20 protein-coding genes and 3 pseudogenes are annotated in these 22,111 nt (G+C 63.2%); 13 read left to right on the top strand and 10 right to left on the bottom strand.

The features are described from left to right. Positions 1–196: 196 nt before the first annotated feature. From ACFQJB_RS11460 to ACFQJB_RS11450, 3 genes are all read left to right on the top strand, one after another. Positions 197–862, top strand: coding sequence for a DUF502 domain-containing protein (locus ACFQJB_RS11460; protein ID WP_379727416.1), 666 nt, complete (start codon positions 197–199; stop codon positions 860–862). Positions 863–965: 103 nt separating this feature from the next. Continuing rightward, on the top strand, positions 966–1,190 hold the full coding sequence (locus tag ACFQJB_RS11455) for a DUF433 domain-containing protein (protein WP_379727413.1): 225 nt from the start codon (positions 966–968) through the stop codon (positions 1,188–1,190). Then, entirely contained in the window at positions 1,187–1,510 is a 324-nt protein-coding gene (locus tag ACFQJB_RS11450; protein ID WP_379727410.1) for a DUF5615 family PIN-like protein, read from the top strand. Before ACFQJB_RS11455 ends, ACFQJB_RS11450 begins: the two co-directional genes overlap by 4 nt. A 32-nt stretch (positions 1,511–1,542) precedes the next feature. Here ACFQJB_RS11450 and uvrB read toward each other — a convergent pair whose 3' ends face one another. After that, positions 1,543–3,603 (bottom strand): excinuclease ABC subunit UvrB, encoded by a 2,061-nt coding sequence (uvrB, locus tag ACFQJB_RS11445; protein WP_379727407.1) that lies wholly within the window; start codon positions 3,601–3,603, stop codon positions 1,543–1,545. Between the two features lie 166 nt (positions 3,604–3,769). Here uvrB and ACFQJB_RS11440 point away from each other — a divergent pair, with 166 nt between their 5' ends. Further along, positions 3,770–5,317 carry a stage II sporulation protein M gene (locus ACFQJB_RS11440; RefSeq protein ID WP_379727404.1) on the top strand — a complete coding sequence of 516 codons (1,548 nt, stop codon included), beginning with the start codon at positions 3,770–3,772 and terminating at the stop codon, positions 5,315–5,317. Between the two features lies 1 nt (position 5,318). Here the strand turns inward: ACFQJB_RS11440 and ACFQJB_RS11435 are convergent, their stop codons facing one another. Further along, complete coding sequence (locus ACFQJB_RS11435; RefSeq protein WP_379727401.1) at positions 5,319–6,314, bottom strand: AI-2E family transporter; 996 nt, start codon at positions 6,312–6,314, stop codon at positions 5,319–5,321. Positions 6,315–6,363: 49 nt separating this feature from the next. Beyond that, on the bottom strand, positions 6,364–7,044 hold the full coding sequence (locus ACFQJB_RS11430; RefSeq protein ID WP_379727398.1) for a class I SAM-dependent methyltransferase: 681 nt from the start codon (positions 7,042–7,044) through the stop codon (positions 6,364–6,366). 88 nt (positions 7,045–7,132) lie between these two features. Between ACFQJB_RS11430 and ACFQJB_RS11425 the strand changes: the two genes are divergently transcribed. Beyond that, positions 7,133–7,594 carry a DUF2391 family protein gene (locus tag ACFQJB_RS11425; protein WP_120103691.1) on the top strand — a complete coding sequence of 154 codons (462 nt, stop codon included), beginning with the start codon at positions 7,133–7,135 and terminating at the stop codon, positions 7,592–7,594. Between the two features lie 42 nt (positions 7,595–7,636). Here the strand turns inward: ACFQJB_RS11425 and mdh are convergent, their stop codons facing one another. Beyond that, positions 7,637–8,551, bottom strand: coding sequence for a malate dehydrogenase (gene mdh, locus ACFQJB_RS11420; protein WP_379727395.1), 915 nt, complete (start codon positions 8,549–8,551; stop codon positions 7,637–7,639). 315 nt (positions 8,552–8,866) lie between these two features. Here mdh and ACFQJB_RS11415 point away from each other — a divergent pair, with 315 nt between their 5' ends. Continuing rightward, a complete protein-coding gene (locus tag ACFQJB_RS11415) occupies positions 8,867–9,535 on the top strand; it encodes an Sjogren's syndrome/scleroderma autoantigen 1 family protein (protein ID WP_379727392.1) in 669 nt (222 codons plus the stop codon). Here the strand turns inward: ACFQJB_RS11415 and ACFQJB_RS11410 are convergent. The 4 genes from ACFQJB_RS11410 to serB form a co-directional block, all read right to left on the bottom strand. Further along, positions 9,532–12,036, bottom strand: coding sequence for a DEAD/DEAH box helicase (locus ACFQJB_RS11410; protein WP_379727389.1), 2,505 nt, complete (start codon positions 12,034–12,036; stop codon positions 9,532–9,534). The two genes, ACFQJB_RS11415 and ACFQJB_RS11410, sit on opposite strands and share 4 nt — an antisense overlap. 235 nt (positions 12,037–12,271) lie before the next feature. Continuing rightward, positions 12,272–13,051 carry a Brp/Blh family beta-carotene 15,15'-dioxygenase gene (locus ACFQJB_RS11405; RefSeq protein WP_379727386.1) on the bottom strand — a complete coding sequence of 260 codons (780 nt, stop codon included), beginning with the start codon at positions 13,049–13,051 and terminating at the stop codon, positions 12,272–12,274. After that, positions 12,982–13,305, bottom strand: a complete 324-nt coding sequence (locus ACFQJB_RS11400; RefSeq protein ID WP_379727383.1) for a hypothetical protein — start codon at positions 13,303–13,305, stop codon at positions 12,982–12,984. The genes ACFQJB_RS11405 and ACFQJB_RS11400 overlap by 70 nt, the downstream gene beginning before the upstream one ends. A 51-nt stretch (positions 13,306–13,356) precedes the next feature. Beyond that, complete coding sequence (gene serB / locus ACFQJB_RS11395; RefSeq protein ID WP_379727380.1) at positions 13,357–14,013, bottom strand: phosphoserine phosphatase SerB; 657 nt, start codon at positions 14,011–14,013, stop codon at positions 13,357–13,359. 105 nt (positions 14,014–14,118) lie between these two features. On the opposite strand from serB, the gene ACFQJB_RS11390 reads away from it, so the two are divergent. The 5 genes from ACFQJB_RS11390 to ACFQJB_RS11370 all read left to right on the top strand — a co-directional run bounded on the left by ACFQJB_RS11390 (position 14,119) and on the right by ACFQJB_RS11370 (position 18,062). After that, positions 14,119–14,655, top strand: a complete 537-nt coding sequence (locus ACFQJB_RS11390; RefSeq protein WP_379727377.1) for a hypothetical protein — start codon at positions 14,119–14,121, stop codon at positions 14,653–14,655. Between the two features lie 58 nt (positions 14,656–14,713). Beyond that, on the top strand, positions 14,714–15,199 hold the full coding sequence (locus ACFQJB_RS11385) for a DUF5812 family protein (protein ID WP_379727374.1): 486 nt from the start codon (positions 14,714–14,716) through the stop codon (positions 15,197–15,199). Positions 15,200–15,280: 81 nt separating this feature from the next. Continuing rightward, positions 15,281–16,171, top strand: a complete 891-nt coding sequence (gene secF, locus ACFQJB_RS11380) for a protein translocase subunit SecF (RefSeq protein WP_379727371.1) — start codon at positions 15,281–15,283, stop codon at positions 16,169–16,171. Continuing rightward, positions 16,171–17,742, top strand: a complete 1,572-nt coding sequence (locus ACFQJB_RS11375; protein WP_379728038.1) for a preprotein translocase subunit SecD — start codon at positions 16,171–16,173, stop codon at positions 17,740–17,742. The genes secF and ACFQJB_RS11375 overlap by 1 nt, the downstream gene beginning before the upstream one ends. 38 nt (positions 17,743–17,780) lie before the next feature. Continuing rightward, complete coding sequence (locus tag ACFQJB_RS11370; protein WP_379727368.1) at positions 17,781–18,062, top strand: hypothetical protein; 282 nt, start codon at positions 17,781–17,783, stop codon at positions 18,060–18,062. On the opposite strand, the pseudogene rnhB reads toward ACFQJB_RS11370, so the two are convergent. Next, a pseudogene (gene rnhB, locus ACFQJB_RS11365) lies at positions 18,059–18,735 on the bottom strand (ribonuclease HII). The gene ACFQJB_RS11370 and the pseudogene rnhB overlap by 4 nt on opposite strands. Before the next feature lie 6 nt (positions 18,736–18,741). Then, positions 18,742–20,041 (bottom strand): annotated as a pseudogene (locus ACFQJB_RS11360) (tRNA pseudouridine(54/55) synthase Pus10). A 213-nt stretch (positions 20,042–20,254) separates the two neighbouring features. On the opposite strand from ACFQJB_RS11360, the pseudogene ACFQJB_RS11355 reads away from it, so the two are divergent. Together ACFQJB_RS11355 and ACFQJB_RS11350 are read left to right on the top strand one after the other, a co-directional pair. Then, positions 20,255–21,199 (top strand): annotated as a pseudogene (locus ACFQJB_RS11355) (ATP-binding cassette domain-containing protein); the annotation flags it as partial. 100 nt (positions 21,200–21,299) lie between these two features. After that, positions 21,300–22,109 (top strand): ABC transporter permease, encoded by an 810-nt coding sequence (locus tag ACFQJB_RS11350; RefSeq protein WP_379727365.1) that lies wholly within the window; start codon positions 21,300–21,302, stop codon positions 22,107–22,109. Positions 22,110–22,111 lie beyond the last annotated feature (2 nt).

Below are 22,111 nucleotides of genomic sequence, written 5' to 3'. Positions count from 1 at the left end.
ACAGTCAAAGGCGTTTCCGCGGTTCCCGGTGGGTGATGATGGTCTGTCGCTCAGCACTCGGGCTCTGTTTTGGGTGCAAGGGCGCCTTTCATTTGGTCTCTTCATACCCTTCTCGTCGGCTGAGTGGCGGACACAGCGCACTCGCGTCCTCCCCCGCTGTAACCTTCTTTATCCTCCAACGACACGTCCGGGTTAGATGTCAGAGCAACAGCTCAAAACGAGGTTTCTGACGGGTATCGCCGTAGTAATCCCACTCGCTGTGTCTGCGTGGGTACTGTTGTCTCTGTTTAATTTTATCGGCGGGGCACTCTCACCGATCAGTGAGATACTGTCTGAGAGTGGTGTTGAATCGGCGACCGTCGTGATTATTATTCAGGCGTTGAGTGTGGTGCTCATTGCGATCTTGGTGTTGGTAATCGGAACGGTCGCACAACAGCAGGTCGGCGAGAACATCATCAAAACGGTGGATAGCTATGTGACACAGATCCCGGGCATCGGATCGGTCTATCAGACAACGCGGCAGATGAGCGATCTGGTGTTGGATCCCAGCGAAGATGGCGCCCAGTTTCGGGAGGTGAAACTGGTCGAGTTTCCAGCCGACAACGCCTACACCCTGGCGTTTCTCACGTCTGAATCGCCACCGGAAAGCATTGCGACGGCTGCCAACCGTCTCATGGGCGATGATTCGGCAACGTATCAAACCGTCTTCCTCCCGATGGCTCCCAATCCGGTGATGGGCGGGCATCTCACGCATGTCCCGGTCAGCAGGATCGAAGATGTCGATATGACCGTTGAACAGGCCGTCCAGTACATCCTCACGACCGGGATCGTGAATACAGATGCGTCGACTGAACGTGTGTAATATTACGCATCTAGACATCCGCTGAACCCACTCGTTTCAGCAACGGCCCTTCTCACTCGGTCTGTCCATACCCTTATTGACGATGCCGCCCGAACGATGACGTATGCGGATCGTACAGGACGCGGCCCACAGCGACAGCGCGCCCACGATTGAGGGCACCGGTATCCGCGTGAAAGACGTTGCGAGCGCGTACGAACACAGCGGCTACGAGCCCGACGAAATCACGCAGTTGTATCCCGATCTCTCGTTGAGTGACGTACACCGCGCACTCGCGTACTACTACGACCACATCGACAGCTTTCGGTCGCCGGATTCCGCACAGGCATGAGGCCACTGTACTGTGATGAGAGTATTTGGATTCCCGTCGCCGATGGCTTACGCCGTCGTGGCTGGACAGTCTATACCGTTCGCGGACAGGATCGACTCGGTGATACCGACCGCGAACACCTCTCGTACGCCCTCGAAAACGACTGGCTCCTCGTGACCTTCGACGACGATTTCCTCTCCCTCGTTGAAACTGAGGGCCTTGATCATGCCGGTATCATCTACGTCCGACAGGCTGGCCGCGATATCGGCGACGTTGTGAAAGCTATCGATGAGCAACTGGAGAACAGAGAGTCAGACGATCGTGGGATCGACTACTGTTAATCGGCCCCAGCATCGGTAACGACAATCCTGTTTCAGAACTCGGGTTCCGTTTCGGGTGCAACGCCCTCGTCGCCGCCATCGAGATCGAACTCCTGTCGCAACTCCCGGATTCGATCGCGGATGTCGGCGGCGAGTTCGAATTCGAGGTTGTTGGCGGCCTCCTGCATCCGATCTTCCAACTGCTCGATCTGTCGGGCGGCCTCGTCGTCGGTCGTCGGTGCCTCGCCCGCCACGCCGCCGGTGTCGGTTTTCGAACCCGGCAGGTTCGTTTCGCCGATCGCTTTGTCAATCGTTGTCGGCTCGTGGCCGTGTTCCTCGTTGAACTCGCGTTGAATCCGGCGGCGACGCTGGGTTTCGTCGATGGCGGCTTCCATCGCGTCGGTTGTCTCGTCGGCGTAGAGAACGACTTCGCCGTTGACGTTGCGGGCGGCCCGCCCCATTGTCTGGACGAGTGTCGTCTCCGAGCGGAGGAAGCCCTCTTGGTCGGCGTCGAGAATCGCCACCAGCGAGACCTCCGGAATATCCAGCCCCTCGCGCAGGAGGTTGATCCCGACGAGCACGTCGATCTCGCCGAGCCGGAGGCTTCGGATCAGTTCGTGGCGTTCGAGCGTGTCGGTCTCGTCGTGCATGTAGGCGACATCGACGCCGCTTTCTTCGAGATACTCCGTGAGGTCTTCGGCCATTCGCTTGGTGAGCGTCGTGACGAGCGTTCGTTCGTCGCGGTCGATCCGCTTGTCGATGCGGTCGGTCAGGTCGTCGATCTGGCCGGTCGCGGGCGCGGTTTCGACGGCGGGATCGACGAGGTAGGTCGGCCGGACGATCTGTTCGACGACCTGTGCGGAGTGCTCCAGTTCGTAGTCGCCGGGCGTCGCACTCACGTAGAGCATCCGGTTCGTCTTCTCCTCGAACTCCTCGAAGGTCAGCGGGCGGTTGTCGTAGGCCGTCGGCAGCCGGAACCCGTTTTCCACAAGGGAGTCCTTCCGGGATTTGTCGCCCTCGTATTGGCCCTTGATCTGTGGCAAGGTAACGTGTGACTCATCAACGACACACAGGAAATCGTCGGGGAAGTAATCGAGCAGTGTGTAGGGGGCTTCGCCGGACTCTCGATCCGACATGTGGACGGAGTAGTTCTCGATTCCCGAGCAGTAGCCCGTCTCCTGAAGCATCTCGATATCGAAGGTCGTCCGCTCCTCGATGCGCTGGGCGGCGACGAGGTCGCCCTCGCGCTCGAAGTACCGGACACGGTCTTCCATCAACGCCTCGATCTCGTTGATCGCCTGTTCAAGAGTTCCTTCGGGGATCGAGTAGTGTTCGGCGGGGTGGATGAGGGCCGCCGGCTCGGTCGACTGGACTTCGCCGTTGAGCGTATCGATCTTCAGCAGGCGGTCGATCTCATCGCCCCAAAACTCCACGCGGACGGCGTAGCGACCGTACATCGGGAAGATCTCGACGGTGTCGCCGCGCACCCGGAAGGAGCCCTGCTGGAAGTCAACGTCGTTGCGCTCGTAGTTGAGATCGACCAGCCGACCGAGGAGGTCGTCGCGGTCGATCTGCTGGCCCGCCGTCAGTTCAAGGGCCATCTCGCGGTAGTTGTTCGGATCACCCAGCCCGTAGATCGCCGAGACGGAGGCGACGACGATCACGTCATCCCGCGTCAACAGCGACCGGGTCGCGGAGTGTCGCAGCCGCTCGATCTCCTCGTTGATCGACATATCCTTGTCGATGTAGGTGTCGGTCTGCTCGACGTAGGCTTCGGGCTGGTAGTAGTCATAGTAGGAGACGAAATATTCGACGGCATTGTCGGGGAACAGTTCCCGAAATTCCTCGTAGAGTTGGGCTGCCAGCGTCTTGTTGTGCGCCAAGACGAGCGTCGGCGTATCGAGTTCTTCAACGACCCACGACACCGTGTTCGTCTTGCCCGATCCGGTCACGCCGAGCAGCGTCTGTTCGTCCATCCCCGACTCGTAGCCCGCGACCAACTGCTCGATGGCGTCTGGCTGGTCGCCGGCGGGCTCGAACGGCGCGTCGACGGTGAAGGGGCGATCCTCGCCCGGCCGGTCGGGCTGGAGGGGCGCGGCATCCGCGTCACTCATTGGCGGTAGTTGGTGGCGAACGCACTTGACGACCCCGGTGGCAGCGATGTGTGTCTCGTTTCACCCACCTCGGTTTCGACTGCAAACTGCAGACACAGGGTGCTGTCGCCCACCATGTTCGCGGTGATTCGGAGCCATTAGGGGCCCCCGATGTCTACGACGCTGTGTGACCGTTGGATCCGCCCTCCAAACCGGCCTTCGGCTCCTCGTTGACCGCCCGGCTGAGGTGCTGCCGGTCTATCTGCTCGGAATCGGGCTGACCGCCACCGTCCGTGTCCCGGTGGTGGTATCGATCGGTGCTGTCCTCGCCCTCCTCGTCAACGATGGCCGCCTCGAAGCGCTGGTGACCGAACTCGAAACATATCTCCAAACAACCGATCTCGACCCCGAGGCGATGGCAGCAACGCCGCCGGATATCCCAGCAGGGCTTGAATCAGCCGTCGTCGACGTGTTTTCGCCGGCCATCATCGCCCTGCTGGTCGTCGGTGTCGGGAGCGCACTGCTCGTCGGCGTCGTCGCTGCCGGCCTCTCGAATGCGGTCGCCCTCCATGGCGTCTACGGCGCGCTCAATGGTGACGATGGGATTCGAACAGCCCTTGCGGGGCTTGCCGCTGACTGGTCGTCGTTCGTTGGGCTGTCGATCCTCCAGACGCTGGTTACCGTTCTCGGCCTTGTCCCGATCGGGATCGGGGTGAGTCTGCTTTCGCTTTCGCCGGCCGCCGGTGCCGTCACTACCGTCGTCGGCGTTCTCCTCGGCGGCGGCCTCATCGTGGTGAGTTCGTTACTGTTGCTCTTTGTTGGTCAGTCGATCGTTGTCGACGATGTTGGGCTGGTTGGCGGTGTTCGCCGGAGTGTGCGCCTCCCCTTCGCGCGCCCTTGGGCGTTTATCGGCTATGTTCTCGTCGCACTCACCGTGTTTGCGGTGCTGTCGATCCTCGGCTCGTTGTTCTCGCTGCTCGGCGTTTCACAGCTCTCGGGGCTGGTCGGGCCGCTGTTGTTGTTGCCGTTTCTCGATATCGTGAAGTTCGGCATCTATGCTGATCGGTCGTTCCCGATCGTGGCTGGAGCGGATGATTCGCCGGCGACTGACTCCTCACCTGCGGCCGACCCGACTCGGCCTCACCGCACTCGCTTCGTCGCCGCCTTCCGCGATGGGGTGGGCGCGCTTGGTAGGTTCCTCCGGCATGCGCCGCTGTCGGTGGTGTTTGCGACAGCCATCTTTACTGCTGCTGCGATCATCGGCTTCCAGACGACGAGCGGCTTCGGTGCGGAGCTCCCGACGCCAGCCGAGCCGAGCATGGTGTTTGGCAGCTACCCCGTCGACACGTTCGTCATGCTGGCAGCCAACAACTGGCTCGTCTCGGCGACAGCCGCCTTCGGCGGGGTTGCCCTCGGCGTCCCAACAGGCGTTGATATGCTGCTCAACGGCGCGCTCATCGGCGGGCTGTACGGCGTTATCGACTCGACGGCGTTTCTCGCCTTGGTCGCCCCGCATGGGATCATCGAACTGCCGGCCATCTTCATCGCCGGCGGGCTTGGGTTCCATATCGCGGCTGTGGCCCTCGATGTCGTCACCGGCCGGGCGACCCTCTCAAGATTTGTTGACGCTTTCAGATTGGCCTACCGGGTGTTGCTTGGGTTGGCGGTTGTTCTCGTTGTTGCCGCGCTCATCGAGGCGTTTCTGACGCCAATGATCGCGGCGGCGGTGCTGTGAGTCAGGCCGACTCCTCGTCGATATCGAACTCGTCGGCAACGAGACCGGCGGCTTCTGCCAGCAGCGCGACGACCAGCGGTCCGACGATGATCCCGATCGCGCCGAGACTCAACAGCCCACCGACAAACCCGATAAAGTAGAGGCTGCCGTCGAGATCGGCCGTCCGTCTGGCCAGCCGCGGGCGGATCGCCAGATCCGGGAGCCACGCGATGAGCCCGCCGCCGATCACGCCGATCAGCACCGCGCCGACGATGTCGCCGGCGAGGAACGCCCCGATCACGAGGGCGGCGATCAACACACTCGGGCCGACAACCGGGATGAACTGGAGGATCGCCGCGACCGTCGCCAACACGAACGGCGACGCATAGCCGAAGACGACAAACACCGGCAGAGCGATCAGAAAGGTGCCAAGCGCGGTCGCGGCCTGGAGGACGTACAACGCATACAGCGTCTCGCGAGCACGGGTGTGGAGGGCCTTGGCGATATCCCGCTCGGCCGGCGGGACAACCGCGAGTACGCTTCCTCGGATGTCGCTTTCGTTGTAGAGCAGCGAGAACACCAACAGCACGAACAGCGTGAGTTTGATCAGCAATACGGGGAGGGCGGCGGCAACGCGTGTCGCTGTGGTGCGAAAGCCGGTTTCGACGACCGCCAGCACGTCAGCGATGACGATCTCGTCGCTGACGCCGGCGATCTCGACTGGGATCGATGCCGGCAGCGTGTCGAACAGCGCGACAACCTCGCTAAACCGTCCAAACACCAGATACCCAAGCGGCGTGAGCAACGCAAGCACGCTGACGAAGGCGGTGGTTGTCACCGCCACCGTCGCCGTCAACCGCGAGTAGCCGCGCTGTCGCAACCACTGCCGCAGCGGTGCCAACAGGAACGCCACCGTCAGCGCAAAAAAGACCGTCCCAAGCACGTCGACAAGGATGATCGCGGCCAGCGCGGCGATCCCGATGAGGGTGCCGCCGAGGACGGCGAGTCGCCGATTCATACCGAGAGAGGGGACGGCCAGTCACAAAATCGTTCGTGCCAGGTGTCGACTACGGCGCGACACCGACGGTTAGCAGCGTTCCCCACGTCCGGTAGCGATCGACCATCGCCGCTCGTGTCTCCCAGTCCTCAGTCGGGAACGTCTCGGCCGGTGGGATGTCGATCTCGCGGTCGGCGATGGTATCCTGTTCGGCGACATGGAGGCCGGCGTCCCGAAATGCCTCCCGGTACTCCGCCCTGTTCCACCGTGTCATCTCGATGGCGATGTTGTCCTGCCAGGCGTGGCTCGCCTCATTTTCCTCGTAGTAGTTGACCGCACAGTAGAACGTCCCACCCGGCCGGAGAATCCGTCGGATTTCTTCAAGCGTGTGGAGCGGATCGCGGGCGTAATAGAACGCCTCCATCGAGAAGACGTGGTCGACGCTGTTGTCGGCAACCGGCAGGGCGTCGAAGTCGCCAACGAGAAAGCCGATGGCGTCGTCGTCGGTGTAGCTGGCGGCGTTGCGTGCCATCTCTGGGGCGCCGTCGAGGCCGTAGCCGCGACCGATATCGGCGGTCTCCCGGAGGGCTCGCAGCGCGTAGCCGCTGCCCGTTCCAAGGTCGACGACCGTCTCGCCGGCCTCGACTGGCATTCGCGCGAGGACGTGTTTGGCGGTATGCCAGTGGCGATCCTCCATCCCCTTATCGCGACCCTCGGCGGCCCAACTGTCGAACTCCTCGCGTGCGCTCATGGCTGGGTCTTGGCCGCCGATCCCTAAACACATCGTCATTGTCGTCGACGGCCTCCGATTTTATACCGCCGCCGTTCATGCTTCTCGTATGCGCCCACGCGCCGTGCTTCCCTCCGGGACGCAGCTCCGACGCCAGTTTCGGCTTGCTGATTCCGCCCAGCAGCTTGTCGGCGGCTTTCTGTTGGCCGGCCCGTTTGTCGTCACCGAGGAAGTCTGGACGCTAGCGGCGAGTATGAGCCAACTGCAGGCTGCACTCAACGTTCTGCTTGTGTCGCTGATCGGCTACGGCGCGCTCTACCAAGCGGACACGAAACGCGACCCCGATGATGAACAGCAGGTCGTCGGGGTGCCGATCCGGTTTATCTCGCTGATGGTCGTTGCTTTCGGCTCGGTGGCGATCCTCGCGGCCATCTTCGACGCACCGGCGACGTTCGTGGGGTCGCCACCAGCGGTTCCACTCGCTGAGGTCGCCACGGTCACCTTCCGGGCGATCAGCGTCGGCGCGGTGTTTAGCGTTGTTGGCGCGGCAACCGCAGACAGCGTGTTCTAACGCGCTGTCTCAATCTTCTGTTTCAGTTTCTCTGCCGCACGCTCAAGCGATCCGGTTGTACTGATCCCGCAACTTCTCGGCGGCATCATCCATGAGTTCCGTCTCGTAGTCGTCGAGGCCCCACTCGACAACCTCCTCGACGCCGTCGCTGCCGAGTTTTGCGGGGACGCCGAAGGCGGTGTCGTCGTGGCCGAACTCACCGTCGAGGACGACCGAGCAGGGCAGCACCTCGCCGGTGTCGTTGAGGATGGCTTCAACCGTGTGGGCGACGCCCGTTGCCGGCCCCCACTGGGTCGCGCCCTTTCGCTCGATCACGTCCATCGCCGACTGCTGGAGGTCGGCGAGGATCTCGTCTTTTTCGCCGTCATCGAAGTCCGGATCGTGGCCGTCGACGCGTACCTTCGAGAAGACCGGCACCTGCGCGTCACCGTGTTCGCCGAGGATCGTCGCCTCGACATTTTGTACTTGGGTGTCGAACCGCTGGCTGAGGACGTAGCGGAACCGCGCCGAGTCGAGTCGGCCGCCGAAGCCGATGACGTGGCCTCGCGGGCGGTCGCCCGTCTCGTAGAGGTGCCGGTTCAGCAGATCGACCGGGTTCGAGGTTGTGACGGTGATGAATTCGTCGTTGTGCTCGGCCAACGACGCGCTGATATCCTCCATGATCGGCGCGTTATCTTCGGCGAGATCCAGCCGCGTGTCTCCCGGTGAGCGCGGGATGCCGGCGGTGATGACGACCACATCGGAGCCGGCGGTATCGGCGTACTCGCCTTGCTGGACGACCGTGTTGGAGTCGTAGGCGATCCCGTGGTTCGTGTCGGCGGCTTGGCCGACGGTCTCGTCTTCCATATCCGGGATATCGACGAAGACGAGTTCGTCGACGACATCTCGAAGTGCGAGGTTGTAGCCTGTTGCCGCGCCGACGGTGCCGGCGGCACCGACGATTGACACTTTTGCCATAGCTGAGTATGCGCCCGGATTTCGAGTAAGCGTTTCGGTGATTCTATCTTCGGTGTTTAGAGACGACCAGCCAAACAGATGGGTCGGCTATCCGACCAAACCACGCCCTGGCGGATTGAAAGGGCGAGGCGCGCTGGACGAACCCCGGCGACGTAAGCACCGCAGGAACGAGCGGAGCGAGTGACGAGGAGCGCAACGAGCCGCGGGAGTCGAGCGTGCCGAGGGCTTTCTACACGTATTCGTAGCACTCAGCTGTTATTTGTACACTTTCGTTGAGCCGCTGTGTTTTTCCGGGCACCACTCCTTCGTCAGGGTATGAGCGACTTCGATAAGGAAGCCGAACGCGAGAAGCTCCGGAAGAAGTACGCCGACGACGAGGACAAGCGGGCCAACACCAAGCGCATGAGCGAGCTGTTGCTGAAGGGGGCGACGATGACAAACCAGCACTGCGATACCTGCGGTGATCCCCTGTTCCGGCACAACGGTCAGACGTTCTGTCCGACCTGTCAAGCCGACAGCCAGCAGGCGGCCGCCCAGAGCGACGGAACACAGCAGCCCACTGACCAGGCGGGCGACGCTGATCAGCCACAGCCCGCGAACGCTGAGTCGACACCCGAGCAGCCAGCTAACAACACGTCACAGCCGAATCAGTCGACACCAACCCAGCCCGCGACAAACGGCCAGCCGACACAAGCCGACAATCAGCCCACCAACACGTCACAGTCGCCGGCCACGCAGTCGTCGCAACCGACCGCCACGCAACCGTCGCAGTCGACGCCACAGCCGTCGCAGTCGACGCCACAGCCGTCGTCGCCGGCAACCGCTAGCGGTAACGGCCTCGTCGACGCTCGGCAGTCGCTCGCCGCCACCGTCACGCGGTTCTCTCGGCGTGCGGCCGAGACCGACGATCCACGCCGTGCCAAGGAACTCCTGTCGGCCGCCCGCGAGGCCGCCGAGACGCTGCGCGCACTCGAATTCAACTAAGGCTCGTACTCGTCGCCGACGACTTCTCTGATCTTTTCGGCCGTTACCTCGCCGACGCCGCTGACCTCCTGTAGGTCGTCTTCCCGTGCGGTCATCACGGCCTCGACGGTGCCGAAGTGTTCTAGCAGCGACCGCGCCGTGACGGGCCCGATGTCGGCGATCGAGGCGACGACGTACTCCTGCTGCTCGGCGGTTGTTTTCGTACTCTTCTCGCCGTGGACTGAGACCTCTCGGTCGCGTGTCTCCTGCTCGCGTCGGGCAATCGTATCGAGCAGTTCAGCGGTCTCGCTTTCGTCCGCTGTCCGGAGGATGCTTGCGTTGAAGTCGACCGCGAGACTCGACAGCGCGCCACGGATCGCGTTCGGGTGGACGTTGCGCTCGCCGTAGAGGTCCTCGCCCTCGACGAGGACGATTGGGCGGCTGTAGTTGCGGACGAGGTCGCCGACCTGCTCGAACATCGAGCGGTCGCCGCCGGTGAGCGTATCGAGGAAGTCCGCGACCGACTTGCGCTCGACGGCGACGCGATCCGACAGGACGTAGTCGCCGACAGCCAGCGTTTCGAGTCGGGTCGTGATCCCCTCGCGCTTCGAGAGGTCGCGGGCGACCGTCGACTCCAACTCGCGTTGGTCGGCGACGATCTCGACTTCGTCGGTGTCGGTGCCGGCGTTGGCAACGATTTCGTCCTCGGCGTCGTCGCTGGTGTCGGTGTTGTCGCCATCCTCGTTCGCGGAGTCGGAGTCGGAGTCGTTGTCGGTGACGGCGTTGGTGTCGCTCTCGGTGGCCTGTTCCTCGTCGGTCTCGTCTTCGTCTTCAACTTCGCCGAAATCCGCTAATCCGGGCTGGCTCTCGGCGTTGCCGCCGTTTGTCGCCGTCGACGGGGTGGTGTCGTCGCTCGCGGCGCTGGCCTCGCCATCGAACTGATCGAGCGCGGACTGATCGTCGTCTAACTCCTCTTCGACCTCGTCGGCGACGCCCTTCAGTTTCCGGAGTTCCGACTCCATCTGTTTCTCCTTGCGGCGGGCGATCCAGAAATAGGCCTCATCGCGGGTGTCGTTGGCCAGCAGGACGACGACGCGGCCGGTCGTCTGCCGGCCAGTCCGACCTTTCCGCTGGATCGATCGAATCGCCGTCGGCACCGGCTCGTAGAACAGCACGAGATCGACTTCCGGCACGTCGAGGCCTTCCTCGGCTACTGAGGTCGATACCAGTACGTCAAATTCGTTGTTGCGAAACCGATCCAGCGTTTCTTGCTGTTCGGTCTGGGTCATCCCATCCGATCCCTCCTTGTCGCCTTGGCCGACGAAGCGTTGGGTGTCGAAGTGCTGGCCCAAGAATTCGGTCAGAGCTTCGGCGGTATCCCGCGACTCGGTGAAGACGATCACGCGCTCACCGTTGTTGATGCCCAGCGTCTCGGCCAGCAGGATTCGCGTCTGGGAGAATTTCGGGTGGCGGTCATCGAAACTCTCGATTTTACGCATCGCCTCGCGGACTTTCGGCTCGGATACGAGTCGCTGACTGGCCTTTGAGGCGCCCGAACTCTCGGCGGCGTTGCGCTGGCGTTCGAAATACCGCCGGACGGATTCGACGCTCTGGGTTTCGACGAGTGTGACTGCCCGCCGGAGCTTCATGATCTCGGCGTGCGTTGACATCCCTTGATACCCCTCCGACTGGTCGTTGTCCATCAGCTTTCGGAGTTCCGCGCTGATCTTGTTGAGTTGTTTCTGGGAAATGTCGGGACTGCTCGCTTGCGTGACGCCGAGTTCGCGCAGTTGTTCGAGTCGATCCGAGATCACCTCGTTGAGGCCGTCCCGGATATCGAGTAGTTCCTGCGGGAGGTCGATCCGTTTCCACTCCACATCGGTGTCGTGGGTGAACTCGTCAACGTCGGCGTCGTCTTCGGTCATCACTTCGACGCCGTCGAGCCCGAGGTTTTCGCAGATGATCTCGATGTCTTCCTTCGTGCCGCCCGGCGACGCGCTCATCGCCGTCACGAGCGGCTGGTCGGCGTCGGCGTGGTACCGCTCGGCGATGTAGACGTAAGCGTAGTCGCCGGTGCCGCGGTGGCACTCGTCGAAGGTGAGATGTGTCACGTCGGCCAGTGAGATGCGGTTGCCGACGAGGTCGTTTTCGATCACCTGCGGCGTGGCGATGACGATTGTGGCTGAGTCGAACAGTTCGGCACGGTCTTCGGGCCGTACTTCGCCGGTGAAGACGACGATGTCGTCGTCAGGGATCTGCAAGGCGTCGCGGTAGAATTCGGCGTGCTGGGAGACGAGCGGTTTCGTCGGCGCGAGCAGGAGCGCGGTGCCGCCGACTTCCTGTAGGCGTTCGGCTGTGACCAGCAGACTGACCGTCGTTTTGCCGAGGCCGGTCGGCAGACAGACGAGCGTGTGGCCCTGTTTCGCGGCGTCGGCCAACTGGAGTTGGTAGAGCCGCCGCTCGATGAACTCCTCGGCGAGCAGCGGATGCTCGATGTAGCCAACGTCCTCGGTGGCCGCCATTGGTTGCGGTTAGGAAGCGTCGCGGTTAAGGGTTCGCTGAGCAGGGTGGAAGTGAACTAGTGGTGGTCAGATTTGGAATCAGCTGAGAAGTGTAGAAAGCCCTCGACACGCTGGGCTCCCGGGACTCGCTGCGCTCCTCGCTCACTTCGTTCGCTGCGGTGCTTACCTCGTCCGGGTTCGCCCAGCGTGTCTCGCCCTTTCAGTCCGCCAGGGCGTGGCCTGATCGGTTAGTCGATCAGTGGTACGTTTCTCCGTACTGCACTCGATCCATCCACGTCACCACGGCGACGTGCGGCAGCGTCAACACGGCGATGCCGACGAGATAGATCGCCAGCAACGCGTTCAGCGAGCCGTCGGTCGGTACCCAGACGTACAGCCCGACAAACAGCGCGAGCGACGCTATCGTCAGCGGCGTCGCATCCCGGTAGAACCGCCAGAGTGCGGTCGGCCACTCGCCCGCGTCGAGTGCGTCCCGGGCGGCCGGATCGACGATTGCCAGTCGACCGATGTGCCTGACAGCGTGCCAGACGGCGAAATAGAGCCCGACCGCAAACACCGGCGGAACGAGCCAAAAGAACACCCACAAGACCCCGATTTCCACTGCGTCCCACGTGATCCCAGCGGCGGATGTGTCACTCTTCCACACATGGCGAGCCGTCCACAGCAGGCTGCTGAGAGTGAATACCCCGAATCCGACCCCCAGCGCCAGGCGCGTGTCCAGCCGAAACAGAGGGGTTAGCGCGGCTGTCGCCGATGGATCGAACAACTCGATGATGCCGTTGACAACGCGCTGGTAGCCTTCGGGCTGGCCGAGCAGCGGCACCAACATCGGCAGCCCGCCGCGGACGATCAGCGACGCCCAGCGGTCGCTTCGCGTCCGGATGTGGTCGGCCTCGCCGAATGCCCGCAGCGCGAACACATCGCCCTGTCCCCAGTGGAACCACGTCATCCCGAGAAACGCCACCAGCGCGACAGCCGGCGAGACCGCCCAGACCGCGAGATACAGCCCACCCAAGATGGCGTAGACAACGCTGACGACCCTAGCGACCGTTTCAGCGAGGCGTCGCTGAGCCGAACCGGCATCAGATGATCGACCGCGCCGTGCGGGAGGCCGAACAGGCCGACGCTCACCACAAACGGCGCGAAGCGGATGGCTCTCGGGAGCTCCTCAAGAAATAGCCCAACCGGGATCGTCAGTGCGATCACGGCGATCGGCAGCGTCATCGTCAGCCGGCCGACAGCCGAATCGCGGTGCCATGTGGCCTCCATAGTGGTGAGACAGCGGCAAGGGTGACAAATTCGGGGCGTGAGATCGACTCGTTAGCTGTTGTCGACGGCCGCCGACAGGACACCGCGCGATTCGAGCAGGTCGCCTAACTCCGCCATCGTCGACACAACGTCGTCGCACGAGGGTTCGACGGCCGGTTTCGGTTCGAAACCAACTGCGAGGCCGGCGACCTCCAACATCGGCAGGTCGTTCGCGCCGTCGCCGACGGCGACCGTCTCGTCCATATCGACGCCGAGATCGCCGGCGAGGGCTTCGAGTTGGTCGTCTTTCGTCCCCTCGATGAGCGGGCCGGTGACCTCGCCGGTCAACTCGCCGTCTTCGATTGGCAGGGCGTTGGCGACGATGTGGTCGACCTCGGTGCCCGCGTCGTCGAGGGCGTGTGCGACGCCGCGCTCGAAGCCGCCGGTGAAGATGGCGACCGTGTGGCCGGCTTCGCGCAGGCGATCGAGAACGTCGGCGGCACCCGGCCGGAGGACGACCTCGCTGTAGGCGTCGTCGGCGTCGGCCTCGCTCAGCCCGGTCAGCAGCTCCGCGCGACTGCGCAGACTCTCGGCGTAGCTGAGTTCGTCGTTCATCGCTCGCTCGGTGATGTCGGCCATCTCGTCGGCGACGCCGAGCTTTTCGCCCAGTAGCACGGTCATCTCCGAATCCGACAGGGTGCCGTCGAAATCGAACGCAATGAGACTCATTGATCGCGTTTCGCGGCCGGGGCATGAAAAACACCCGTCTTCGCCTGCGTGTGGTCGGCGGTCGATCCCGCGGCGTTTAATTCGTCGGCGATGCTACTGTCGACAATGGCTGAGGCCTACCGCGGCGTCATCGGTGCGTTCCCCTACGCCTTCCGGCAGGGTGACTCGCTGTTTTTCCGGCTCTACGTTATCGTTGGCACGCTGGCCGCGCTGTTTGTCGGCGGCCTGTTCACGCTCGCGTTGGTCGTCTGGATCGGCCAGACCGCAGCAACGCCGGGCGGATCGCTGACGCTGTCCCGGACGTTTATCGCCGTCGTCGGGCTGTTCACCGCCGGGCCGCTGCTCGCGCCGACGCTGCTTGTCGCCCGCAAACATCGTAAGGGGCTGTCGTATCACCCTCGCTACGACACGATCATGGCGGCGCTCGGCTACGCCTTCTTGATTTCGCTGTACGTCGCGGCGATCATCTCGATGCCCGAGTCGTTCACCCTCGACGGTGAGGTAGTCACCCGCCCGCAACCGAGCGGGCTTACCGCCCCGATCGTTGCTGTCCTGTATGCGATCCCACAGCCCGGCGCGATCGCGCCGCCGGCCGGGCTGTTGGGCGTGATGGCTGCCGTCCACTACGTTCTCTCGCGGTAGCGCGAATGTGCTCCTGTGGGTCGAAACCGACAACACGCCCCCGTTGCTACCGGTGTGTATGACCGATGAGTCGACGACTGACCCCAAGGAGAGCACGTTTCTCGTCACCCACGCAGATGACGACTCGGCCGTGCTGAAGGATGTCCACGACGGCCAGGTACACACCCTCGCCTCGAACCCCGGCGTCGAGGTCGACGATGCCATCGAGGGAACGGTCGCCCCTGACCCGCCGATGGCGGTCTCATGGCAACTCACCGAGATCGACGAGCGACGGTCGCTGTCGATCGAGGAAAGCGCGGAGCCGCCGACCGCCCGCGAACAGGAACTGGCTGCCGATCAGCCCGTCGGGGAGTTGACGACCGAACCGCGGGCCGGCACCGGCGAGCTGCACGTTCTTACCGTTCCGGACGATGACACCGCTACCGCCGTTGCTGACGTACTTGATGATCGGGAGGCGACCCTGTCGCGGGCCGCCCGGCTGGGCGTCAATCGCGTCGAGGTTCGATCGGAACCGGGCGTCGTCAGCGTTCGATACCTGCCGTAGTCCGCCCCAGACCGTCGCTACCCCCGTGTTTGGCTTCCGGAATATGAGAAGGCTTATTCAAGCCTGTATTCCACCGACAATATGGCTCAGCTTTCGGTACCGACCGTCGACTACACCCAGTATTCGAACCGCCAACTGGTGGCGGTGCCGCTGGCGTTGCTCGCGGTCGCGCTGCTCGTGATCGGTGGCTGGTATCTGTTTACCGGCGCGCCGGCGAATCTCGGCTTGGAGTTCGTCGGCGGCTCGGAGATTCGGATCGATGACCCCGGCGGCAACGCCGCCCAACAGATTGAAACGGCGTTCAGTGCCGAACCGTCGTCTGTCCGGCAGATTGCTGCCGACGGCACCTACATTCTCACGTTCTCCGAGGGGGCTGTCGAGACGCCTGACGGCAGCAATCAACTCACCGTCTTAGAACAACAGGCCGAGGCGGCCGGCTTTTCGATCCAGGCCAGCTCCTCGGTGTCGCCAAGCTTCGGGTCGAACACCCAAACGATCGCTCTCGGCGGCGTGCTCGTCGCCTTCCTCGGGATGAGTGTGCTGGTGTTCGTGATGTTCCGCAGCATCGCGCCGTCGGTCGCGGTCATCGCCTCGGCGTTTTCGGACGTGATGTTGCCGCTGGCGATGATGAACCTGCTTGGGATCAACCTCTCACTCGGGACGGTCGCCGCGTTGCTCATGCTGATCGGATACAGCGTCGACTCGGATATTCTGCTCAACAACAGCATTCTCCGGGAGTCCGGTGACTTCTATGAGTCGACCAGCCGGGCGATGCGAACCGGGGTGACGATGACGCTAACCTCGATCGCAGCGATGGCCGTGATGACCGTCGCGGCGTATCTCTTCGGGATTCAGATCATGACCGCCATCGGGATCGTCCTCGTTGTCGGCCTGCTTGCCGATCTGATGAACACCTATCTGTTGAACGTGAGTCTGCTGCGCTGGTATGTCAACCGCGGGGTGAAAGCATGATCGAGAAGCTCAAATCCAACTGGCGGCTGACGCTGCTGGCGGTCATCCTGCTCATCTCGCTGTTTGTGGTGTTTTCGCCGACGATGGCCCCACAGACAAACGTCGGCGGTGAGAACGCGACCACCGGCGATCGACTCACAAACCTCCAGTACGGCCTTGATCTCGCCGGCGGCACCCGCATCCGCGCGCCACTGATCGGGATGACCGCCGAAAACGTGGAGATCGCCAACGAATCCACCACCAACGTCGCGGCCGCGGTCGCCGCCGAACTCCCTGACAGCGATACGACTGATGTGACAGTCAGACGCGGGACGATCAACGGGCCGACCGTTGAGGTGGTCAACCCCGACATCTCGGAATCACAGTTCGCCGACGCCCTCGACGCGACGGGCTACAGCTACGAGACGATCCGCGATGGCCTCACCCAGGAGACCCGCGATGAGGCGATCAACGTCATCGAAGGGAAGGTCAATCAGGCCGGGCTCTCGGGAGCGAGCGTCCAGCAGGTCACCGACGGCACCGGCTTCTTTATCCTGATCGAGGTGCCGGGGCAAGATCGAAGCGATGTGATCGACCTGATCGAGCAACGCGGGAACGTTCGGATCGACATCTACCACGACAACAACGGTGACGGCGAGTACACCACCGAACGCGCCGTGTTGACGCAGAATGACTTCGCCTCGATCAGCAACGCTCGCCAACCCGACGACCGCAGCCCGAACCCACGCGTCCCGGTCTCGATCCGGCAGGAAAACGGCATCGCTGAAACATTCCAGTCGACCGTCGTTGAGACCGGTGTCGCCCAACAGGGTGGTTCGACCTGTCGCTACGAGGAGAACCCGGAGAACACTGATCCGTGTCTCCAACTCGTCGTCGACGGCGAGGTCATCAACTCCTTCGGGATGAACGGCGACCTCGCAAACAGCATGCGAACCGGCGACTGGGCCCGAAGTCCAAGCTTCGTGCTGACGACGACCTCCTTCGAAGAGGCCCAAGAGATCGCCATCAACCTCCGGGCTGGCGCGCTGCCGGCCCCGCTGGCGATCGATCAAGGGACGACCTCGTTTGTCTCGCCGACCCAGGGTGAGAACTTCCGTACCGACTCGCTGATCATCGGGATTCTCGCCATCCTCACCGTCTCCGGGGTCGTCTTCGCCCGCTACCGCGAACCGCAGGTCGCTCTGCCGATGATCCTGACGGCGTTCTCCGAGGTGTTGATCCTGCTTGGCTTTGCCGCCTACCTCGGCTACCCGCTGGATCTATCGGTCATTGCGAGCTTTATCGCCGTCCTTGGTACCGGGGTCGACGACCTCGTGATCATCGCCGATGGGGTGATGGCCGAGGGCGATGTCTCCAGTAATCGCGTCTTCAGCTCGCGGTTCAAGAAGGCCTTCTGGGTCATCGGCGTCGCCGCCGCAACGACGATTATCGCCATGTCGCCGCTGGCGGTGCTCTCGTTGGGTGATCTCCGTGGCTTTGCCATCTTCACGATCCTCGGCGTGCTGGTCGGGGTCTTCATCACCCGCCCGGCCTACGGCGACATCCTCCGGAACCTGCTGACGAAACGCTAACCCCTACGCTCTTTTTGTTCGCTGTCAAAGCATCGCTCATGCCCTCCACTGACGACGACACAGCGCTTGATCCTGAGACCGAAGCCGCGGTCAGACGGGTGGTTCGTGAAGAGCTCCAACAGCAGGATGCTACTGGCCTTGGTGGCGTGCTGCGAGCGATCTCGCAGTTCGGCAGCGGATTTGTGATCGGTGCCATCGGTATCGCAACCGTCGGTGGGATGCTGATCGCTATTGACGCGCCACCGGCGGCGTTTGGTGTCGGTGCTGTCGCTGTCCTGTTGTTGATCGCCTACGGCTGGCGACTGCCGCCGTTCCGCTAAAACTCCCCCAGGTCGGACTGCTCGGCCGCAGCCAACACGTCTTCGGCGGTCGCCCACGACGCACGCGCACAGGCCGGCAGCTCACCGTGGCGGTCGACGTAGTCGGCGAGAAACGCGCGGGTGGTCGGATCGCTCGGGTAGCCGCTGCCGATGTCGCTGTCGTACTCCTCGTTGAGGGCGTTGATCCGGCTGTCGCGTTCAACTTTGGCGACGATGCTGGCAGCGCCCACTGCCGACTGGCTTCGTCGGCACCGTGTTCGGCTGTCACGTCGATAGCGACACCGCCCCTGGTATCGGTTCCAGCGTCGGCGGCACCCTCCTGCACTCGACGCGCGAACCGTGATTCCGACACGTCGCCGGCGTCGACGAGCGCGTGGTCGCCGTCGGCTGCAACATCGCCCAGTGCTCGCACCTGTGCAGCCACCGTCAGGCTGTTCATATCCGTCTCTGGATCATCGATCTCGTCGGTGGTGACGACGCCGACGCCGACCTCGACCGCCGGCGACTCGCGGAGCTGTGTCGCTATTGACTCGCGTTTTGCGGCAGTGAGTTGCTTCGAGTCGTCGATCCCGTCGGGGAGGTCGGTCTCATCAGCGCGAACTGCGGCAGCGACCATCGGGCCCAAGACCGGCCCTTTACCGGCTTCGTCGACGCCGATCTGATACGGTGACATCGCTGTCTACGTGTCGTCCTCGTCGCTATCGATGAAAAATTCCTCGCGCTCGAAGGGTTCCTCCGCGCCCTCGACGGCGAGGACATCGAGTGCGGTCACCGTCGCGTCGACGCCGAGAATACCGGCGAGACTTGGCTCGGTTCGGCCGTCGTCGCTGGAGATGAGTTCCTTGATGTAGAGGCCCCCTCGCCGTGGATATCGACCGTCGCATGGCGGGCGTCCTCGTGTTCCGCGCTCGCCGACAGCACCTCGCGGGTGCGGGTCTTGCTCGCCCGCCGATGGTCGACGCGCTGGGGGTCTCCTGTTCGATCGTCGCGCCGTCAATCTCGGCGATTGCGTCGGCGAGCGCGGATTCGCTCACGTCGGCATCGAACTCGACGGCGGCTCGGTACGTTTTCGAGGCGTCGAGTTCCTTGACGCGCTCGACCAGCTCGTAGCCGGCCAGCCGCAGCCCCTCGACTTCGACCTTCCCGTCGGCGAAGGCGTTGATGTCGGCTTCCAGTTCGTCGACATCGGCCCGGCGGCGGTGTGGTTCTTCGACCTCGATCACGAATGGCCGGCCTGTGCCGAGCATCTTCGCGTCCACGTCCTCCCGGCCCGCGCCGTGGAACGTTGCGTCGGTGCCCTCCATCGCCTCCTCGACGACGGGCGCGGTCAACTGCTCAACGCTTTCGGGGTAGAGATACCCCTCGCCGTCGCAGTGATCGCACGGCTCGCCGCGCCGCCGACCGCTGCCGTGACACTCCCGGCAGGGCCACTCAGTCTGGGGGATATCGCGTTCGAGCTTGCGGTACCGGCCGTAAACGAATGCGGAGTTGATCTGGCTGTCGACGCGATCGGTGGCAAGATCGAGTGTGAACTGGATGTCGGGGCGGCCGAAGTCGACCTCGGTATCGGTTTGTCGACCGATTCGCTTGCCAACCTCCCGGTTGAAATTCGATTTGAACAGTTCGCCGGCGTCCGGATCGAGCCCGGCGTCCTCGCGCAGCAGGCGGTCGTTTTCCTCGATCAGCGGCGGTGTTCGGGTGCCGACCTGGTAGGTGTCGAACTCGACGGTCTGAACCGCGGCGACCGCCCGATCGGCCCACTCCTCGAAGCGGTCGCATTCGCCATCACAAACCCAGCAGTCTGCAGGGGCGACCGCCTCGTAGGGCTCGTCGTCGGCGAGGGCGACGGCGGTTCGCAACCCCTCGCCGCGGTCGGCGTTCGAGAGCCCGAAGCTCCGGTCGGCGAACACGCGGCCCAGACAGCTATCGCAGACTGGGCCGGCGTCGATGACCGCGCGGGCATCCGCAAGGAAGTCCATACAGTCGGCAACGTCGGCGGCGACAATTGTCTTGCCCTTCGTCGCCGTGGGTCGCCGCCGCACGGATCGGGGGCATTTACGCCTACCTGCTGTATTGTAGTATCACGATATGGATGGAGCCAACCGGACGACCCCTCTTTCTACTTGCTGTCACAATCGACCGCAGCAAGCCGCGATGAGACGGCCAACGCGACCCAACAAGGAGCGCAGACAATGAGCGGCCAGCCAGCCCTCGATATCGAAAACCTCCGCAAGGAGTACGACGACGTAACTGCCCTTGACGGCGTTTCGCTGACCGTCCCTGAGGGGAGTTTCTTCGGCCTGCTTGGCCCCAACGGCGCGGGCAAAACGACGTTTATCAACATTCTCGTCGGCCTCGTCCGGAAGTCCGGCGGCACCGCCCGCGTCTTCGGCCACGACGTTGAGGCCGACTACCAACAGACGCGCAACGCCATCGGCTTGGCTCCCCAAGAGTTCAACGTCGACCGGTTCTTCCCGATCCGCGAAGTTCTAGAGCACAAAGCCGGCTACCACGGGATCCCCGCCGAAGAGGCCAAATCACGGGCCGACGAGGTGCTCAAACAGGTCGGCATCTACGACAAACGTGACACCCGCTTCGATTGGCTCTCCGGCGGCATGAAACGCCGCTTCCTGCTGGCACGGGCGCTCATCACCGATCCGGATCTCCTGATTCTCGACGAACCCACAGCAGGCGTCGACGTACAACTCCGCCGCGACCTCTGGGAACTGGTCACCGATCTCAACGACCAAGGCAAGACGATCCTGCTGACGACCCACTACATCGAGGAGGCCGAACGCCTCTGTGACGAGGTAGCGATCCTCGATTCCGGCCAGGTACGGGCGGTTGCGACGCCAGACGAACTGAAGGATCGCGGCACCGACCAGATCGTGGTCGAACTCCGCGAGCCGCCAACAACGCTGCCTGACCTGCTCGCCGGCGACGACCGCGTCGAGGCTATCGACCGCGACGGCCACCAACTCACTGTCACCGCTCGCAACGGCGGGCTGGTCGCTCCCCAACTCGTCCGCGAACTCGACCGCGAAGGCATCGAGATCGTCGATCTCGAAATCACCCGCACCTCCCTTGAGGAGGTCTTCGTCGAGATGACGCGGCATGACGACGACACCGCTGCTGCGACGCGGGCGATGACGATAGCGACGCTGATAGCGCTGGCGACGACACTGACACAGACTCCCCGCGGGCTGAACAGCAGGTCGCCCCCGATGGAGGCCAGCGATGAGCGTCGTCGACCGCGCGGCAGCGGCCGCAGGCGTCCCGACGGGCTTCTACACGCTGGTCAAACGCGAGATCCTCCGCTACGTCCGTCGACCGAAGAATACCTTCGTGCCGCCGTTTATCACCAATGTCCTGTATTTCTCGGTGTTCGGCGTCGTTCTCGGCAGTCGCGTCGGCGAGATCATCGGCGTTCCCTACATTCTGTTCATCCTCCCCGGCCTCGTCGTCCTCGGTGCGGTGTCGAACGCCTTCGAAAACGCCTCGTTTTCGATCTTCCACGGCCGGTGGAACGAGTATATCGACGAGACGCTGACCTCGCCGCTGTCGTACACCCAGATGGTCTGGGCGTACCTGCTGTCGTCGGCGTTGCGCGGCGTGTTGGTCGGGACGCTGATCGGCGTCCTCGGCTTCTTCATCATCGGCGGGCTCTACCAGCCGGTTCCCGTCGAGCAGCCGCTGTATCTGGTCGCCTTCCTGCTGGTGATCACGATGCTGTTTTCGAGTCTCGGCATCGTTGGCGGCCTGCTCGCGGAGGATTTCGACGACCTGACGATGATGAACCAGTTCCTGCTTCGGCCGCTGGTGTTCTTTGGAGCCGTCTTCTACTCGCTTGAGGATCTGACGCCGCTGCTCCGTGATTTCTCGCTGCTGAATCCGATGGTCTACATGGTCAATGGTGTGCGGTACGGCTTCCTCGGCGTCTCGGAGGTCGACCCACAACTCTCGTTGGCACTGCTGACCGGTGGAACGGCCGTCGTCGCTGCGCTCAACGTCTGGCTGTTCAAACGCGGCTACGGGCTGACTGACTGAGG

This window comes from Halonotius sp. GCM10025705, from assembly GCF_042662885.1.
In the GTDB taxonomy this organism is placed as follows: domain Archaea; phylum Halobacteriota; class Halobacteria; order Halobacteriales; family Haloferacaceae; genus Halonotius; species Halonotius aquaticus.
This window is presented reverse-complemented; position numbering and strand designations above follow the sequence as displayed.